The sequence below is a fragment of the Clostridium neuense genome (assembly GCF_045310695.1).
Taxonomy (GTDB): Bacteria; Bacillota; Clostridia; order Clostridiales; family Clostridiaceae; genus Clostridium_S; species Clostridium_S neuense.
Genome location: NZ_JBJIAA010000002.1, coordinates 58,733 through 73,861, shown reverse-complemented (window position 1 = coordinate 73,861; position 15,129 = coordinate 58,733). Strand labels below are relative to the sequence as shown.

19 protein-coding genes are annotated in these 15,129 nt (G+C 29.3%); 9 read left to right on the top strand and 10 right to left on the bottom strand.

The window, feature by feature from the left end; genetic code table 11:
• Positions 1-2: 2 nt before the first annotated feature.
• The 8 genes from ACJDT4_RS02705 to ACJDT4_RS02670 form a co-directional block, all read right to left on the bottom strand.
• A complete protein-coding gene (locus ACJDT4_RS02705) occupies positions 3-599 on the bottom strand; it encodes a CDP-alcohol phosphatidyltransferase family protein (protein WP_406785991.1) in 597 nt (198 codons plus the stop codon).
• A complete protein-coding gene (locus ACJDT4_RS02700) occupies positions 586-1,140 on the bottom strand; it encodes a flavodoxin family protein (protein WP_406785990.1) in 555 nt (184 codons plus the stop codon). The genes ACJDT4_RS02705 and ACJDT4_RS02700 overlap by 14 nt, the downstream gene beginning before the upstream one ends.
• Position 1,141: 1 nt before the next feature.
• Positions 1,142-1,765 carry a TetR/AcrR family transcriptional regulator gene (locus ACJDT4_RS02695; RefSeq protein WP_406785989.1) on the bottom strand — a complete coding sequence of 208 codons (624 nt, stop codon included), beginning with the start codon at positions 1,763-1,765 and terminating at the stop codon, positions 1,142-1,144.
• A 182-nt stretch (positions 1,766-1,947) separates the two neighbouring features.
• The gene (locus ACJDT4_RS02690) at positions 1,948-2,961 is read right to left on the bottom strand and encodes a 3D domain-containing protein (protein ID WP_406785988.1); all 1,014 of its coding nucleotides are present in this window, start codon (positions 2,959-2,961) and stop codon (positions 1,948-1,950) included.
• A 265-nt stretch (positions 2,962-3,226) separates the two neighbouring features.
• The gene (locus tag ACJDT4_RS02685) at positions 3,227-3,871 is read right to left on the bottom strand and encodes a hypothetical protein (protein WP_406785987.1); all 645 of its coding nucleotides are present in this window, start codon (positions 3,869-3,871) and stop codon (positions 3,227-3,229) included.
• Between the two features lie 68 nt (positions 3,872-3,939).
• Positions 3,940-5,037: a Ger(x)C family spore germination protein gene (locus ACJDT4_RS02680; RefSeq protein ID WP_406785986.1), complete on the bottom strand. Its 1,098-nt coding sequence runs from the start codon at positions 5,035-5,037 to the stop codon at positions 3,940-3,942.
• Positions 5,034-6,107 carry a GerAB/ArcD/ProY family transporter gene (locus tag ACJDT4_RS02675; RefSeq protein ID WP_406785985.1) on the bottom strand — a complete coding sequence of 358 codons (1,074 nt, stop codon included), beginning with the start codon at positions 6,105-6,107 and terminating at the stop codon, positions 5,034-5,036. The genes ACJDT4_RS02680 and ACJDT4_RS02675 overlap by 4 nt, the downstream gene beginning before the upstream one ends.
• Position 6,108: 1 nt before the next feature.
• The gene (locus tag ACJDT4_RS02670; protein WP_406785984.1) at positions 6,109-7,422 is read right to left on the bottom strand and encodes a spore germination protein; all 1,314 of its coding nucleotides are present in this window, start codon (positions 7,420-7,422) and stop codon (positions 6,109-6,111) included.
• 371 nt (positions 7,423-7,793) lie between these two features.
• Between ACJDT4_RS02670 and ACJDT4_RS02665 the strand changes: the two genes are divergently transcribed.
• The 6 genes from ACJDT4_RS02665 to ACJDT4_RS02640 all read left to right on the top strand — a co-directional run bounded on the left by ACJDT4_RS02665 (position 7,794) and on the right by ACJDT4_RS02640 (position 11,028).
• Complete coding sequence (locus ACJDT4_RS02665; protein WP_406785983.1) at positions 7,794-8,264, top strand: ABC transporter ATP-binding protein; 471 nt, start codon at positions 7,794-7,796, stop codon at positions 8,262-8,264.
• Complete coding sequence (locus ACJDT4_RS02660) at positions 8,221-8,448, top strand: hypothetical protein (RefSeq protein WP_406785982.1); 228 nt, start codon at positions 8,221-8,223, stop codon at positions 8,446-8,448. The genes ACJDT4_RS02665 and ACJDT4_RS02660 overlap by 44 nt, the downstream gene beginning before the upstream one ends.
• 139 nt (positions 8,449-8,587) lie before the next feature.
• Positions 8,588-8,719 (top strand): hypothetical protein, encoded by a 132-nt coding sequence (locus tag ACJDT4_RS02655; protein WP_406785981.1) that lies wholly within the window; start codon positions 8,588-8,590, stop codon positions 8,717-8,719.
• A 109-nt stretch (positions 8,720-8,828) separates the two neighbouring features.
• Positions 8,829-9,200 carry a sensor histidine kinase gene (locus ACJDT4_RS02650; protein WP_406786220.1) on the top strand — a complete coding sequence of 124 codons (372 nt, stop codon included), beginning with the start codon at positions 8,829-8,831 and terminating at the stop codon, positions 9,198-9,200.
• Entirely contained in the window at positions 9,178-9,804 is a 627-nt protein-coding gene (locus ACJDT4_RS02645) for a response regulator transcription factor (RefSeq protein ID WP_406785980.1), read from the top strand. Before ACJDT4_RS02650 ends, ACJDT4_RS02645 begins: the two co-directional genes overlap by 23 nt.
• Positions 9,805-9,861: 57 nt before the next feature.
• Positions 9,862-11,028, top strand: a complete 1,167-nt coding sequence (locus tag ACJDT4_RS02640; protein ID WP_406785979.1) for a WG repeat-containing protein — start codon at positions 9,862-9,864, stop codon at positions 11,026-11,028.
• A gap of 11 nt (positions 11,029-11,039) precedes the next feature.
• Here the strand turns inward: ACJDT4_RS02640 and ACJDT4_RS02635 are convergent, their stop codons facing one another.
• Positions 11,040-11,321 (bottom strand): hypothetical protein, encoded by a 282-nt coding sequence (locus tag ACJDT4_RS02635; protein ID WP_406785978.1) that lies wholly within the window; start codon positions 11,319-11,321, stop codon positions 11,040-11,042.
• 33 nt (positions 11,322-11,354) lie between these two features.
• A complete protein-coding gene (locus ACJDT4_RS02630) occupies positions 11,355-11,981 on the bottom strand; it encodes a TetR/AcrR family transcriptional regulator (protein ID WP_406785977.1) in 627 nt (208 codons plus the stop codon).
• 391 nt (positions 11,982-12,372) lie between these two features.
• On the opposite strand from ACJDT4_RS02630, the gene ACJDT4_RS02625 reads away from it, so the two are divergent.
• The 3 genes from ACJDT4_RS02625 to ACJDT4_RS02615 all read left to right on the top strand — a co-directional run bounded on the left by ACJDT4_RS02625 (position 12,373) and on the right by ACJDT4_RS02615 (position 15,085).
• Positions 12,373-13,269, top strand: a complete 897-nt coding sequence (locus tag ACJDT4_RS02625) for an aldose 1-epimerase family protein (protein WP_406785976.1) — start codon at positions 12,373-12,375, stop codon at positions 13,267-13,269.
• Between the two features lie 88 nt (positions 13,270-13,357).
• Positions 13,358-14,419, top strand: coding sequence for a histidinol-phosphate transaminase (gene hisC, locus ACJDT4_RS02620; protein ID WP_406785975.1), 1,062 nt, complete (start codon positions 13,358-13,360; stop codon positions 14,417-14,419).
• Positions 14,420-14,446: 27 nt separating this feature from the next.
• Positions 14,447-15,085: a histidine phosphatase family protein gene (locus tag ACJDT4_RS02615; protein WP_406785974.1), complete on the top strand. Its 639-nt coding sequence runs from the start codon at positions 14,447-14,449 to the stop codon at positions 15,083-15,085.
• Positions 15,086-15,129: the final 44 nt, after the last annotated feature.

Genomic DNA, 15,129 nt, shown 5'->3' with positions numbered 1-15,129 from the left:
TGTTACATTCTATTTTTAGAAATAACTAATTTATTAGAAGCGGTCTTTTTTAGTAGGTAAATGTTAATTACTCGTGATATACATGCAGTTAATGCAAGTGCAGAATTTATCCATATCACATATTGTATTATTTTGATGTTTATACATATATATATTGTGACATATGCAATGCCGGGAATGATATAGAAAAATGCAGCTGATGTTCTTCCTATTAAATCAAATACAAAAAAATTTTTTGATTTTGTAGATAAATCTTTTTGTGTGAAGGATGTTATGATAAATACAAAAAGGTTAATAAATACAAGAATTATAAACCATATAGGTACGATTTTTCCTTTGAAGCACAATATACTAAGTGATGAAAATATAAAAAATGAGTCTACCAATACATCTAAAATACTTCCAAAGACTGTCACAGCATTAAAGTATCTTGCAAATTTTCCATCTACAATGTCAGAAAAGCAAATTAATAGAAAATCAAATATTATAGCCAAATACATTTTGGTATTTAAACACAACATTATAAATAAAATTGTTAAAATTAGTCGTGCTATAGTAATAAGATTAGGAAGCATTTTAAAATATTTATTTTTCTCCAATTTCACACCCTAAATTATATGCTTTAGTTTCATCGCCTTTTTTAAATTGCAGTTTTTTAGTGACTTTGGTATTATGAATAGGCTTTCCAAGAGAGTTAAGAGGAATAGAATCATCATTGGCGCCTGTTAAAAATAAAACAACTTTTTTATTTTCAAAATTACCAACTCTTCTAATATAATCATTTAAAACCGAGGAAGTACTTCCCATATATACAGGTGAACCGAAAACAATTATGTCATATTTAGATATATCAGCTGAAACTTTTTTTCCGGGATAAGTAATAGTAACTTCACAGCCTTTGCTATTTAAGCCTTTAGCTATATTATATGCTATGTCTTTTGTAAGGCTAGACATTTTAGATGGTTGGTATACAACAAGTGCTTTGTGAGAATCTGAAACTTTTGCTTTCAAAACATCAATTGTATATTTTCTTTCTGTATTATTAGAATGTGTAAGAGATGAAAAAAGTAATATAGCCACAATAATTAAAGCTATAAATCCTAAAAATAAAGAGAATAGAATTTTAAAAAATTTTTTCATGTTAAATTTTCCCTCCAATCAGTCCATTTATTATAAATTGTAAATGGTGCTCAATTAGTTTTTTCTCTTGTTCCTTTGGAACGTTTTTTTCTATTATTAATCTAGAGATAAGCCCATAGGTTGATGTCCATATAATTTGAGCGGTTAATTCAACATCTACTTTTTTAAACCTACCATTATCAATGCCCGTTTGAATGCAATCGCACATAGAAGATATACTTTTTTTGTCTTTTGAAACTCCTTCATAAAGCATTTTTATATTTAAATTTGTATCATCTAGACTATTCATTAAAACCGCTTTATATGTTTCTTTTTCGTCTAATACAAATTTAATATAGTTTTTTAGAACATTAATAATTGAATTTTCAGGTTTATTTTCATCAATTAGAGTTTCATTTATAATTTTAGAAACTTTAGCTTGACCTCTTTTTATTATGAAACTTAATATTTCTGATTTATCTTTAAAGTAGTGATAAATGATACCAGGAGAATATTCTATTTTGGCGGCTATTTTTCTAATAGATAAGTTTGTATAACCTTCATTTATTAATATTTCACTTGCGGCATCTATGATTTTTTTCTTTAAAGCTTCTTTTTCAGCTTCTCTTCTTTCAATAATTCCCATATTTCACCTCATGTAATTTAATTATTAGTTTATTTTTAAACATAGTGTAATTATTAAACAATGTTTAATAAAACGGTACCATAATTAAATGAATATGTCAACACATGGATGTATTACGTGAAAGCTTTGTACAATATAAAAGAGAATCCTCTTTTTAAGAATTCTCTTTTATATGTAACTTTTTAGTTGCTTACTATAGTAACTGAAACAGTTCGTACTCCCCAGCTTTCACATTCAGCGTCTGATGGGAAAAATACATCTATTCTATTTCCTATAATCGCTCCTCCAGTATCAGCTGCTATAGCATAACCATAACCTTGTACATAAACCTTTGAATTTAAAGGAATGACCCTAGGGTCAACAGCTATGGTACTATAACCGCCTGGATTTCTTGAGGTATGCGGTCCAGTAGATGTACAGCCATTATCAGAATAAGCGGTTGCAACAACAGAAATTGTTTTTCCAGCGGATGCTGGGTTAGCAAGTAGTGGTACATTTACAGTATTTTGATTGCTACTAGCAGCTACCCTTTGTGCAGCTAATTGTTTTGCTTTAGCAGCAGCTTCTTGCTCTGCTTGTTGCTTAGCTATTAGTTGCTTCTCTTTTTCTGTTGCACTAGCAAGAAGTGTTTTTTCCTGCTTTATGTCGTTATTCAATTTTGATAAAGTTGTCTCATTACTAGTCTTTAGAGCTTCTAATTGTTTATTTGCATAACCTAAATTTTCTTTTTGGACAAGTATATTTTTTTTCTCTTTTTCAACATTACTAAGAATGTTGTTGTCAAAGTTCATTACACTAGTAACAGTATTTACGTTTGATAAAAGATCACTAAAACTTTTTGAAGAAAATACTATCTGGAGATAGCTACTTTTTCCGTTCATGTACATTGCACGAACTCTCTTTTTTAACAAATCTTGCTGATTGTTAAGCTTATCCTCTGTAGATTTTAGTTGTAATTCTGAGTTTTTCATTTCGTTTGCAAGTTTATTCATATCTTTTTTATTATTATCAATCTTTTTTAGTACACTGTTAATTTCATTGTCTAGAGCGCTAACTTTAGTCTCTATGTTTTTCTTATTATTTTGAGTTTGTTTTAGTTCATCTGAAGTACTATCTGCTGGCGAAGCAAGTACACTTGTATTTAGTGTAAATATTAAAGCTAGTACCATAACAATAGATAATGCTTTTTTATTCAAATGACATCCTCCTTAAATATGCTTAATATTTTTAATTTTAAGCGATTTCATTCTCAATTTTATGATTATAAATGCGCTTAAATTAAAAGAATCTTAAAGATATACTTTAATCTTTTGTTATGCAAAAAAATATTAACAGTTTTTATTATACCATAATATACTGTTAAAGTGTTGTAAAAATTTTACAAACGGTAGAAATGAAAATTATAAATAGGTATATGCTCTTAAATTTTAGAATAAATATCATAACTCATAAAGTGCTTTCCTATAAGTTATAACTTATGTTCTCGAGTTTGGAAAAAAAGAAATTGTCAATTTTAATTTTCTCTAAAAAGTTAACAGATTGTTTAAAATTATTTTTTAAAGTCAAAAGATTATCCTTGAGATATTGAGAAAGTGTAATATCTATGTAGTTACAATAAGCGAAGTAGTCCTTTCGCTCTCTTGAATAATTTTTTCTTAAGTACTTAGAGCTTTTGGATAATTTGCGACATAGATAAAGATTACATTGGTGAGGTCTTAATCTAAAGTCAATAGAACAACCTTTAGGAGTTATAAAAAAGCACTTTTTAAAGAAAAGGCTTGTATCAAAGTCACCATATTTTAATAAATCATCTTCGGTATGATTTTCCCAAAAGTTATTGTAAGCAGTTTTATCAAAGGTACCTTTTACCTCGATAAAATAGTCGTGAATTATTACATTTTTTTTAGTAATTAAGTTAAATAAAAAATCTTTTTTAAATTTTATTATATTTTTAATATCTACAAGTGAATATTTAGGAAAATAAAAACAGCACCCACGTTTAATGCCAAGCATATTTGTGCCTTCCATGCTGGTACAATTCTTACAAAAGCTGCATTTGAAAATGGGTGTATTATTTGTTACTTCATAAGAAATACCTTGTTTCATAAAATGCCCCCTATTAATTGAATTATATGTATATAATACCATACATTGTATTTCAGGCAAGTAACCTTTTATCTTCCAGCACCTTTGCCAGTAACGTTAACCTTTGTAACAACCCTATATTCAATATTTGGATATATTTTTGTAAGCCATTTTTCTGTAAGCTCAAATTTTGGTTTGTATTGCCAATAATTTAATTCAAGGTTAATGGGATCAACTTTATTGTCTTTAAATTTTTTAAAAAGATTTTTAATTTTTTCATTCAATTGTTTTTCTATAATATTAGCTGCTTTTTTGTTATTATAATTGTATTCAACTCCTTCTTCTAAAGACAATTTAAAGGTTGGTTTTATAGTACAAACAAGGTGATCTTTGCTTCCGGAGAAACTGTACTTTACCTTGTGACCTATTACATTAAAGCCTACCACTTTTTCATCTTCTGAAATTGAAAATACATATCCAGAACGTACCTTTTTAGTTAAGAGATTAAATATTTTTAAGTCTTCATTATCAATTGTTAAAGCCAATTTTGAATTTCTATCAAATATAGCTAATTCATTGTTATTAACTACACCATTTTTTACAGAGAAAACTGGACATAATGGTGTTACACCTGGGGTATTTAGCTGAGTATAAAATTTAGAAAGTTTGATATTGTGAGAGTATTGTGATTCAACGCCTTGACCAAATCTTAAGAATAGATCCGCTCCTGCATAATTTTCAGTTGGAGGCTCAATTTTTAAAAGCTCTGCTGCTGAAGGCTTGCCTAGCACAATCCATATTAAATTTTGAAAATCACGTCTCGTTATAAAAAAGTTCATTAAGTGATTTAAAGAAGTTTTATTGCTTCCATTTAAAAAGTTTTCACCTAATATAAGCACCTTCATATGGCTATAATCTGGTTCCAAAGATAACTGCTGTTTAATTTTTCTTAAACCTAAGCCAATAGATGAGGCTTCTACAGTGTAAGTTTGATTGTTCTCAGAGCTGCCGCCTATTTTTGGATTTTTAGGCACAGCAGCTTTCATTGTTATGACGAAATCATGATTTTTATTAATATCCAATCCTATGGCTACTATAAAAGTTCTTCTATCTATATCTTTATAGTCACAGCCAACGGCAGAAATAAGGAAGATGATAACAAGTAAAAATAAGAATTTGTTTTTCATTTGAGAGCCTTCATCCATTTTTTGCTTTTTATATACAAGATAGGGCATAGTATGCAAATAATCGAGAACCATATATATCCCCATATTCTTGCCAGAAAACCAACAATTTGAAAGTCGCCTATAAATTTTGGCAATAGCAATAGAATAAGCGAAAAAACTATATATATAAGTTTTTTTATAAGTTTTGAGGATATAGATTTTTCCACTAGCTTATAAGCAACATAAAAATAAGATACAGCTCCTAATATTTGAATACAAACAGATATAGGAAGAAAAACGAATAAAACTCTTTCTACTAAAAACAAATCAAGAGCTACCGTGTCTGAGGTTGCTAGTACTGGGAAAACTAAATCTTTTACTGCATAAGGACCCCAAGCCCCTATGGGTATAAGTATTGGAATAAATGACAGCGGTATGCCTATTAATCCGTATATTAAATAAGCAGTTTTAAAGCTTTTTTTACCAAGAGCTACATTATAAACAGCAAGTGTTTCAATTCCGTTAAAAAAATATGTGGTAGATGCAATCATACTGATATATGGCAGCCGGAAAGAGTGAGTTATACTACCTATAATAAATCTTGTATCAACACCTTTAGTTATTATTGAGAATATAATTAAAAAGCCTATACCGCAAAATATTGAAAAAAAACCAAGAGGATAAAGTATGGATTTTTCTTTGTTTTTTAATGCAACTATGTATATAAGCAGCGCAAACATGGCAATATAGGTTGCACTAGTTTCTGGCATCATATTAGATTGAACTATTTTTATTAGAGGCATATGCATAAATAATCCAGTTATTGCTGAGATCATTACAAATAAGAAAACTACTATTTTTCCAAAAGTTTTTTTAAATAACTGATTAGTAATGTAAATAAGATCTTTTTGGTTAAATATGTTGTAGGTTTCTATAAGACAGTAACTATTCCACATGGCGATAAAATATCCAAGCACTATAGCCAGTATAAAACCGTTATATATATTTTTGCTTTGGATATTAGGATAGTATACTATAGTGCTTATAAATATATGGCCTAAAATAAGGTAGTAAAAATATTTAGATTTCATTTTACTTCACTTTCCCAAATATAGATTTTAACCTGCTTATTGGTATATTGGCAGGATTGAAAAATGGTGTACTAAAGCTGTTAAGTGAGGTCATATAAAAGATTATTGTCATTAGGGCAGCAATAAACCCCATCAGACCGCCTATGATTGTAAGGAGCAGCACATAGTACTTAAGTATTCTTATTGAAAGACTCATAGAGGTTGCAGGTATTACGAAGTTTGAAATTGCTACTGAGGATACTATAATAATCATGACCTCACTTGCAAGACTTGCTTCAGTCATTGCCTGCCCTAAGATGAGTCCACCAACAGTAGTAGCAGTTTGACCTATTGTTTTAGGGAGTCTTAAACTTGCTTCTATAAGAAATTCCATCATTAAAAGCATAAAACTAACTTCTATATATGAAGCATATGGAACTCCTTGTCTTGAACCAGCAATAGAAAGAGCTAATTGTACTCTAAAAACTTCGGGATTATAAGCAACAAAGGCTACATATGAGGCTGGCATTATAATGCTTATTACCAAAGCTAAGTATCTTATGACGATTAAGAAAACGGCTGGTACAGGAAGTAAGTATCTATCATCAACGGTGCTAAAATAGTCATGGAAGGTAGTTGGCGCAAGAGCTGCTACAGCTGTTCCCTCTAGAAATATGGCAACCCTCCCACTGTCTATAGAATGTATAACTCTATCTGGTCTCTCTGTTGTTAAAAGTCTAGGAAAAATGTACTGATTTTTTATTAAAATTTGCTGAAGCTCACTTAAGGCACCTATAGTAGGGACATTTATTTCAGATAATTCCTTTGTAAGTGTAGATAATATATCTGTATCAACTGAATTTTTGTTGTATACGAGAGCTACTTGTTTTTGATCTTTATCTCCTATGGGAATAATGTTTACTACTAGCTCATTGGTTCTATATAAACTTCTAATAAGATTTAAGTTTACGCTAAGGTCTTCAATAAAAGCTTCTAAACCACCTTCGAAGCTTGATTCTTTTATTGCTTCTCCAATTGCCCGGGCTTCTGTTTTTGAAAATCCAAAAATTGCAAGTGTTTTGTTCTTATATTCACCTATTACGTATCCTTTAACCAAATATTTAATAGCATCTTTTTGATCGATAATGTTCGATAAACTTTTTAAATATACATCAAAACTTTCTTTGTCTTTCATAAAGGGTATTTGAATTTTTGTTATTATTTCATCAAATTTTGTAAGTGGTTTTAGGAAATACAAGGTCAGTTCGCTGCCGACGGTAAGTACAGCACCATCTGAATTGTTTTTTATGTAATCTTGAATTTTATTAAGCTGCATTACCATTCCCCCATTAAAATAAATTAATTAAGTATAGTTTATCTTAAATATTTATTATTATTCAAAACGGAAATTATGACATTTGTCATAGTGATAATATTCTTCATGTAACTGTAGTATTTAGGAAAAATGATTTATTATAGAAACATAGAAAAACAGAGTAGAGAGTAGGGAGTAGAGAGTAGAGTGAAGGTTGATTTATTCTCCTTGTGTCGAATAAATCTTTGAATTAAAAAGATTCAGCTTCGCTGAAGTATATAATAGGTTTGGGCGATAGCCCATTAAGTTTAAAATTTTCTGCTAATGCAGAAAATTATCATTCACTCTACTCTCTACTCTTTGCTCTCTACTCTGAAAAAGGGGTGGAAAGTTTGTTATTAGAAGTAAAAAATTTAGTTAAGCGCTATAAGGATTTTTTAGCTGTTGACAATTTAAATATAGAAATTGAAGAGGGAGAAATTTTAGGGTTTTTAGGGCCTAATGGAGCAGGAAAAACTACAACTATAGGTGCGATTACTGGCATGAGTAAGCTTGATAGTGGAGAAATTAAAATATTTGGACTTGATATGAAAACTCATGAGAAAGAAATAAAAAAACAAATAGGGGTTGTACCTCAAGACATTGCAGTGTACGAGGATTTAACTGCCTATGAGAACCTTGATTACTTTGGAAGACTTTATGGATTGAAAGGTGCTGAACTTAAGGATAGAATTCATGAGGCTTTGAAATTTGTAGATATTGTAGATAAGGAAAAAGATTATTCTAAAAGTTTTGACTATAATATATACTTCACATTACATGGAGGAAGTAGAGGAACTATGTACGAGAATTTTAATAATTGATCATGGAAGAATTATAGCTAAGGGAACCAAAGATGAATTAAAATCACTTGCTGCAATTAATGAAAAAATAGATGTAGAATTGTCAGGCGTTAATTACACTATCATAGAAAAAATAAAAAAGATAGACGATGTAACAGATTGCATTTTAAATGGCAATAAGCTTAATATTATAGCTAAAAAATAGCAATATATTAGGAAGAATGCTGGAAATAATTTTGCAAAATAATGTTGAAATTTTATCCTTAAATGTTGAAAAGCCTACATTAGAAAGTGTATTTTTAACACTTACAGGCAGAACACTTATGGATTAGGAGGGGACTTCATTGGAGAGTATACTTGCTACAGCTCGTTACATTATAATTAAATGTATAAGAAATCCGTTAGCTGTAATTGCCTTTATTGCAGCACATTTATTAATTACGTATATGCTAACTGGTTCTATAGATATAAAATAAGCAAAAGCTTAACTAAATCGCATATAGAACAAAGCAAAATTAATCTCCAAAATAATGTAATAAATGCTTGGAAAAGTACGGTATCAACAAATGATAAGGTAACTATAGGATCAATATTCATAATTTTAGTTTTTGTCCTGTTGAATTTAAATTTACTGGAGATTTTAATAAACTAAAGCCTAATTATATTGAGATTATAGCTTCAAATATAAAAGAGGCTTTAACTAATGCTGCTAAATATTCAAAGGCTTCAAAGATTTATATTTCAATTGATATAAATGAAGTATATTTAAGACTTTATATTAAAAACAATGGTGTAAGCTGCAGTAATATAAAAGAAGGGCTTGGCTTAAGTGGAATGCGTGAAAGGGTAAACAATGTTGGGGGAAGTATTTCTATAGATTCTCATGATGGATTTATTATAGTTTGTGTAATTCCCTTTAGTGGAGGTGAAATATTTGAAGGTTCTAATAGTAGATGATGACGAACTTGTATGTGATGGATTAAAATTACTTTTAGATATAGAAGATGATTTTGAGGTTACTGGCATAGCTAATAATGGAATGGAAGCATTTAGTCTTTGCGAAAAATTAATGCCAGATATTGTACTTATGGACATAAGAATGCCTGATATAGATGGCGTTATTGGTACAAAGATGATTAAAGAAAAATTCAAGCAAATAAAAATAGTTATACTTACAACTTTCAAAGATGATGAGTATATAAAGGAAGCAATAAAATCTGGTGCGGAGGGGTATATACTAAAAAATCAAAAAGCTGATACTATGATTGAAAGCTTAAGAGCTGTTTCAAAGGGGAACTTTGTATTTCAAAAGGAAGTTGCAAATTCAATATCCTCAATGCTTAGAGAAGGACATAAATTTGATATGTCAAAATTTAATTTATCTCAGAGGGAAATAGAGGTTATGAAGTTTGTAGCAGATGGACTTTCAAATAAGGAAATAGGTGACAAACTATTTATAAGCGATGGAACTGTGAGAAATTACGTTACTACAATTCTGGAAAAATTGGATTTGAGGGATAGAACACAGCTGGCTATATTTTATTTGAAAAAAATTAATTAGGTTAGTATAATAAGTAAAAATAGTGAACTGGTGTTTTTATTGGAGAGTGGTTACAGAATGAGAAAGATAAATAGAATGATAATCATTATAAATATAATAATGTTAATATCAGTCGTTTTTTGTGGGTGTAGTTATAAATCTAGTGACAATATAGATACAAAAATAAATAAAAATGAAAAAATGATTGCATTTCCATCTAGTAGCAAATATTATACAGATCCATATTATAGAAATAAAGTAAAGTGGGGATTTATTGATCAAACAGGTAAAATTATTGTAAAGCCCCAATATGATTATGCATCAAATTCAAGTGATGGATTAGCAGTAGTAGTGGTAAATGGTAAGAAGGGATACATAAATTCTAACGGAAATATAGTTGTTAAACCTCAATTTGAGGATGCTCTTCCATTTAAGGACGGTGTTGCAAAGGTTTTTATTAATGGGAAAATTGCTTATATTAACAAGACTGGAAAGCTTATTTTAGAACCTGGATATGATATACTGGGAAATGTTTCTGATGGGATGATATTAATTTGTAAAAATAAAAAGTATGGTTTTGCAGATACCAATGGCAATATAGTTATAAAACCTAAGTTTAGCCTTGCAAGCGATTTTAACGATGGATTAGCTGCAGTTGGGCTTAAGGATAAGAAAAAAATATATATTGATAAAAAGGGTAATAAGGTTATTGATAAAGGTTTTATATATACAAGCGATTTTAGTGAAAATTTAGCAGTTGTGAAGACAAAGGACACTTTAGGTTTTATAGATACAAAAGGAAATTTAGTTGCAGAGCCTAAAGTTAATGTCCTAAATTCATTCTCAAGTGGTTTAGCTTCTATAAATGTACATAATAAGTGGGGATACATAGATACAAAGGGTAATATCTCTATAAGCCCACAATACCAGTTTGAGGGAGGGTTTACGGAAAATTTGGCACCTGTTGAAGTAAACAACAAATGGGGTTTTATCAATAAAAAAGGTGATATGGTTGTTAAACCTCAATTTAAATTTATACTTTCTAAACTAGCAGATGGACCTATATTAGTTCAAAAGGATAGCTTTACGGATAAAGAATATGTAGATAAAGCTGGTAAGCGTATATTTAAACCTCATTTAAAATATGCCGATGCATTTTCAAACGGATTAGGATTAGTAAGTACAGATGGTGTTAATTTTGAATATATAAATGCAAAGGGGAAAATTGTTTTTAAACTAGAATAATTATGCAAATATTATTTTGAATTATTTTTAAAGAAATTCATCAATAGATCAAGGTACTTATCTGGATATACTAAGCTAATTTCACCATGCGCACTATTTTTAATGATTTTTAGGGCACTGCCATTAATAGTGTTATGAATTAGTTTGGCAGATTTTTTCATAGCAGGTAATTCTTTTTCACCTACTAATATTAATGTTTTTGCCTTTGCACAGCATAAAGTATCAGGCATTGAATATTCTTGATTGCTCTTTATAAAGTTTATTAGAGTTGTTTTTGTTATTCTTATTTCCAAATTTTTTAAATATCATATTTATTCTCCTTAAGATTATTTATAAAAAACTTTTTTAAAAATCTCAAGATATTCTTTTAATTCATCTAGTCTTTTATCTATGGTACCTAGCCCCCTATCCTCACTTTTATTGATTTCATTAATATATTTTTCGGATAAACCATTTAAGGACATCAATATTAGTTCAAGTGATTTTTGCTTATTTACGTCATCTCTAAATTTTGATATATCTAGCCCATCAAAAGTTAAAAACAAGCCTTTAGAATAAAGTTTTTCATAGCGTTTAGCAATATCATCTTTTAATTCATCAGGAACATTTGTATATGAAATAACGAAAAATTTGTAAACATCAGGATTTTTATATGAAACCCTTAGTTTAAGTTCAGCCCAATCAAGAATTCTTTTAAAAAAGTCTGGGTCATTTACTTTCATTTCCTTTATCATATAATTTACATAATAATCCGTTATATAATCTAAAATATATAGAAATAAACCTTTTTTATTGCCGAAGTAATTGAATAAGGTTCCTTTAGATATGTCGGCTTTTTTTACTATAGTATTTGTGGAGGCACTAACATATCCATTTTCAGCAAATTCTTTAACGCATATATGAATAATCTTTTTCTTCTTTTTTTCTGGTAACCTTTCAAAAACTTCGTACAAATTGGTTCACCCCTAATTGTTTTAATAACTTGCTAACTTGCATAAACTATGAGTTTCTATAGTGTATGCTTTGTCACTATGACCATATGGTCAAGCACTATAATTAATAAATATAAAATAATTGCAACTAAAGTGGATTTTGATTTATCTAATAGGGTGAAAAACAATATACGTATATTGAAAATAGCATTTATAAGGCTGGTGAATTTGGTAATGTAGAGCTTGTTAAACAACATTAAAAAAATAATTTTATAAAACTTCCTAAAGTTAAAGTGAATTTGTCTTTAGGGAGTTTTTCATTTATGCAAGTTGTTAACTAGTTTTGATTTTTTGTGGTAAAATATATACATAGTAAACCCTGTTTTTAAATTAATCAGAGGAGTTGAATATTATGTCTATAACATTACAAAATGAATTTTTGAAAATTGAGGCTGTAGAAAAAGGAGCAGAGCTTATCAGTATAAAAACAGTAAAAGATGAAGCTGAATATCTTTGGACCGGAAAATCAGATATATGGGCGAGGCATGCTCCAATATTATTTCCTATAGTTGGCAAAGTCAAAAACAATACTTATAGAATAAATGATAATACATATAATTTAAGTCAACATGGTTTTGCAAGAGACATGAGTTTTGAAGCTATAAAAAATACAGATAGTACGGCTATGTTTAAGTTATCATATAATGAAGAAACCTTAAGTAAATATCCATATAAATTCGAATTAATGGTTAAATACGAGCTTAAGGATAATGAGATAGAGGTTAGCTACACTGTAAGGAATGTAGATGATAAGGAAATATATTTTTCAATAGGAGCTCATCCAGGATTTAATTGCCCTGTAATAGGAGGAGACACGGAAAATGAAGATTTAAAATTTGAAGATTATTACTTTGAATTTGAGAAAAGAGAAACTACGAATATAATACCTATAGATGAGAATGGATTACTAAAAGAAAGTCCAACACCATTTTTATATGATTCAAATATAATACATTTAAAGCGCGAATTGTTCAAAAAAGATGCCATTATATTTAAGGAACTGAGTTCAAAAAAAGTTTCACTAAAAAATATCAAAAATTCAAGAGCTGTAACGTTAGAATTTGATGGCTTCCCTTATTTAGGTTTGTGGTCAAAACCTCAAGGAGCTCCATTTGTTTGTATAGAACCATGGTTTGGTCATGCAGACTTTGAAGATTTCAATGGTGATTTTAGAGAAAAAGATGGGGTTATGAAATTATTAAGAAAACAGGAATTTAACTGCAGGTATACCATAAAGATTTTTGAATAATATTTGATATTACACTTTTTCACTTTACTACACTAAAGCTGTATGATATTATAATTATATAAAAATTAAGTTTAAAGGGTGAAGTGAAATGAGTAAATATTGGAGTGATAAAGTTAAGAGTTTAAAACCATATATTCCAGGAGAACAGCCTAAGGATAAAAAGTATATAAAATTGAATACAAATGAAAATCCTTATCCTCCATCTCCTAAGGTTATACAGGCTATTAAAGCGGCAGCTAATGGGGACTTGAAGTTATATCCAGATCCTGAAGTAGAGATTCTTAGAAATACAATTGCTAACTATTATGGGATAGAGAAGGATGAAGTTTTTATTGGAAATGGTTCTGATGAAGTTTTAGGATTTTCTTTTATGGCGTTTTTTAATCCAGGAAAACCTATATTGTTTCCAGATATATCTTATAGTTTTTATAAGGTTTATGCTAATCTATTTGATATAGAATATAAGCTTGTTTCACTTGATGAGGATTTTAATATTCCATTAAACGAATTTTTAAAGGAAAATGGAGGAATTGTAATTCCAAATCCAAATGCACCTACAGCAAAATACCTTGAAGTAGAAAAACTAAAAAAGTTATTAGAAGCTAATGTAAATAATGTAGTTATAATTGATGAGGCTTATATAGATTTTGGAGGAGAATCGTTAGTAAAACTTATAAGCGATTATCCTAATCTTTTAGTAGTTCAAACCTTATCAAAGTCTAGATCGCTTGCTGGTCTTAGAGTAGGCTTTGCTATGGGAAACAAAGAACTTATAAAGGCACTTAATATGGTTAAGAACTCAATTAATTCATATACAATTGATAGAATAGCTTTAGCTGGAGCAAACGCTGCTTTTGTTGATAATGATTATTTTGAAACCACAAGGAAAAAAATTGTTAAAACTAGGGAAAGAACCATAGAAAGTTTAAGGAAGCTTGGCTTTAAAGTTACTGATTCAAAAGCAAATTTTATTTTTATAAGCCATCCTAAGATTTATGCTGGTGAATTATTTAAAGAACTTAAATCTAGAGGAATATTAGTAAGGTATTTTAAGGACGAGCGTATAGATAATTATCTTAGAGTTAGTATTGGAACCGATGATGAAATGAATAAGTTTATTGAAGTTTTAGAGGAGATTATAAGAACATAAAAAATATATTTAAGAGGCGATAGTATTATGAAAACAACATTATATTTAGTAAGACATGGGGAAACAGAATGGAATGCACTTGGGAAATTTCAAGGAAGTAAGGATATAGTTCTATCACCGGATGGTATTAGCCAAGCTAAATATGTGTCTGACAGATTAAAAAATAAATTTGATTATATATATTCTAGTCCTTTAAAGAGAGCATATAAGACCGCAAGTATAATTGCACTGCAGAGTAATATGGAAGCAAGGATACTGAATGATTTAAGGGAGATAGATTTTGGTGAATGGGAAGGACTAACTGTAAAAGAAATAAAGGATAACTTTCCAAAGCAATTTGAAATTTGGAAAAATGATGCTACGGAAGGACCCATATGTGGTGGGGATTTAAGTATAAGAAATGCGTCTATAAGAGCAAAAAATGTTATATTAAATACTGTGAGGATGCATGAAGGAAAGAGAATAGTAATGGTAGCACATGGAGGAATAATAAAAGCTGGACTTATAGGTATTTTGGGATGGAATATGACTATGTATCACAAACTTATGCTAGGAAATACTTCTATATGTCAGCTAAGCTTTAATGACAAAATGCAGCCCACAATAGTAACATTGAACGATACTACACATTTACCAGAGGAATATGAGGTAAAGTCTTATGTTTAGGCAAAATGCAGTTTGCAATGAAATATAGTTTTTTATATTTCACC